Raw genomic sequence first — 3,235 nt, forward strand, 5'->3', positions numbered from 1 at the left:
GCATCGGTGGGATACTACCCTGGCTGTATTGACCTTCTAACCCGCCGCCCTTATCGGGCGGGGAGACAGTGTCAGGTGGGCAGTTTGACTGGGGCGGTCGCCTCCTAAAAGGTAACGGAGGCGCCCAAAGGTTCCCTCAGAATGGTTGGAAATCATTCGCAGAGTGTAAAGGCACAAGGGAGCTTGACTGCGAGACCTACAAGATAACAGTAAGCATACATTCAAATTGGTTAAGTCCTCGATCGATTAGTATCTGTCAGCTCCATGTGTCGCCACACTTCCACCTCAGACCTATCAACCTGATCATCTTTCAGGGATCTTACTTCCTTGCGGAATGGGAAATCTCATCTTGAGGGGGGCTTCATGCTTAGATGCTTTCAGCACTTATCCCGTCCGCACATAGCTACCCAGCGATGCCCTTGGCAGAACAACTGGTACACCAGCGGTGCGTCCATCCCGGTCCTCTCGTACTAAGGACAGCTCCTCTCAAATTTCCTGCGCCCGCGACGGATAGGGACCGAACTGTCTCACGACGTTCTGAACCCAGCTCGCGTACCGCTTTAATGGGCGAACAGCCCAACCCTTGGGACCGACTACAGCCCCAGGATGCGATGAGCCGACATCGAGGTGCCAAACCTCCCCGTCGATGTGGACTCTTGGGGGAGATAAGCCTGTTATCCCCGGGGTAGCTTTTATCCGTTGAGCGATGGCCCTTCCATGCGGAACCACCGGATCACTAAGCCCGACTTTCGTCCCTGCTCGACTTGTAGGTCTCGCAGTCAAGCTCCCTTGTGCCTTTACACTCTGCGAATGATTTCCAACCATTCTGAGGGAACCTTTGGGCGCCTCCGTTACCTTTTAGGAGGCGACCGCCCCAGTCAAACTGCCCACCTGACACTGTCTCCCCGCCCGATAAGGGCGGCGGGTTAGAAGGTCAATACAGCCAGGGTAGTATCCCACCGATGCCTCCACCGAAGCTGGCGCTCCGGTTTCCAAGGCTCCTACCTATCCTGTACAAGCTGTACCAACATTCAATATCAGGCTGCAGTAAAGCTCCACGGGGTCTTTCCGTCCTGTCGCGGGTAACCTGCATCTTCACAGGTACTATAATTTCACCGAGTCTCTCGTTGAGACAGTGCCCAGATCGTTGCGCCTTTCGTGCGGGTCGGAACTTACCCGACAAGGAATTTCGCTACCTTAGGACCGTTATAGTTACGGCCGCCGTTTACTGGGGCTTCAATTCGCACCTTCGCTTACGCTAAGCGCTCCTCTTAACCTTCCAGCACCGGGCAGGCGTCAGCCCCTATACTTCGCCTTACGGCTTCGCAGAGACCTGTGTTTTTGCTAAACAGTCGCCTGGGCCTATTCACTGCGGCTCTCTCGGGCTTGCACCCTAACAGAGCACCCCTTCTCCCGAAGTTACGGGGTCATTTTGCCGAGTTCCTTAACGAGAGTTCTCTCGATCACCTTAGGATTCTCTCCTCGCCTACCTGTGTCGGTTTGCGGTACGGGCACCTCTCACCTCGCTAGAGGCTTTTCTTGGCAGTGTGGAATCAGGAACTTCGCTACTATAATTCGCTCGCCATCACAGCTCAGCCTTCACGGGAAACGGATTTGCCTATTTCCCAGCCTAACTGCTTGGACGCGGATATCCAATACCGCGCTTACCCTATCCTCCTGCGTCCCCCCATTGCTCAAATGGTGAGGAGGTGGTACAGGAATATCAACCTGTTATCCATCGCCTACGCCTTTCGGCCTCGGCTTAGGTCCCGACTAACCCTGAGCGGACGAGCCTTCCTCAGGAAACCTTAGGCATTCGGTGGAGGGGATTCTCACCCCTCTTTCGCTACTCATACCGGCATTCTCACTTCTAAGCGCTCCACAAGTCCTTCCGGTCTTGCTTCACAGCCCTTAGAACGCTCTCCTACCACTGTTCGAAGAACAGTCCGCAGCTTCGGTGATACGTTTAGCCCCGGTACATTTTCGGCGCAGAGTCACTCGACCAGTGAGCTATTACGCACTCTTTAAATGGTGGCTGCTTCTAAGCCAACATCCTGGTTGTCTAAGCAACTCCACATCCTTTTCCACTTAACGTATACTTTGGGACCTTAGCTGGCGGTCTGGGCTGTTTCCCTTTCGACTACGGATCTTATCACTCGCAGTCTGACTCCCAAGGATAAGTCATCGGCATTCGGAGTTTGACTGAATTCGGTAACCCGGTAGGGGCCCCTAGTCCAATCAGTGCTCTACCTCCGAGACTCTTACCTTGAGGCTAGCCCTAAAGCTATTTCGGAGAGAACCAGCTATCTCCAGGTTCGATTGGCATTTCACCCCTACCCACACCTCATCCCCGCACTTTTCAACGTGCGTGGGTTCGGGCCTCCATTCAGTGTTACCTGAACTTCACCCTGGACATGGGTAGATCACCTGGTTTCGGGTCTACGACCACGTACTCAATTCGCCCTATTCAGACTCGCTTTCGCTGCGGCTCCGCATCTTCTGCTTAACCTTGCACGGGATCGTAACTCGCCGGTTCATTCTACAAAAGGCACGCCATCACCCGTTAACGGGCTCTGACTACTTGTAGGCACACGGTTTCAGGATCTCTTTCACTCCCCTTCCGGGGTGCTTTTCACCTTTCCCTCACGGTACTGGTTCACTATCGGTCACTAGGGAGTATTTAGCCTTGGGAGATGGTCCTCCCGGATTCCGACGGAATTTCACGTGTTCCGCCGTACTCAGGATCCACTCAGGAGAGAACGAAGTTTTGACTACAGGGCTGTTACCTCCTATGGCGGGCCTTTCCAGACCTCTTCATCTACCTCGTTCCTTTGTAACTCCGTACAGAGTGTCCTACAACCCCAAGAGGCAAGCCTCTTGGTTTGGGCTGGTCCCGTTTCGCTCGCCGCTACTCAGGGAATCGCATTTGCTTTCTCTTCCTCCGGGTACTTAGATGTTTCAGTTCCCCGGGTCTGCCTTCTCATATCCTATGTATTCAGATATGGATACCACTCCATTACGAGTGGTGGGTTTCCCCATTCGGAAATCTCCGGATCAAAGCTTGCTTACAGCTCCCCGAAGCATATCGGTGTTCGTCCCGTCCTTCATCGGCTCCTAGTGCCAAGGCATCCACCGTGCGCCCTTTCTAACTTAACCGTTAAAAAGAATCACTACGTGATATCTTGCATTACTAATTGAATGTGAATTACTTCTGTTATCTAGTTTTCAAAGAACA

General features: G+C 53.3%; 1 rRNA gene and 1 other annotated feature (1 of these 2 cut by a window edge). The gene reads right to left on the bottom strand.

Annotated elements, in window-relative coordinates:
- Positions 1–3,156: a sequence feature (most likely nonfunctional fraction of RNA operon), on the top strand.
- Between the two features lie 2 nt (positions 3,157–3,158).
- A 16S ribosomal RNA gene (locus tag AR442_RS04065) occupies positions 3,159–3,235 on the bottom strand (its annotated part continues 1,243 nt past the right edge of the window); the annotation flags it as partial.

The organism is Bacillus velezensis (assembly GCF_001461825.1).
GTDB classification, from domain to species: domain Bacteria; phylum Bacillota; class Bacilli; order Bacillales; family Bacillaceae; genus Bacillus; species Bacillus velezensis.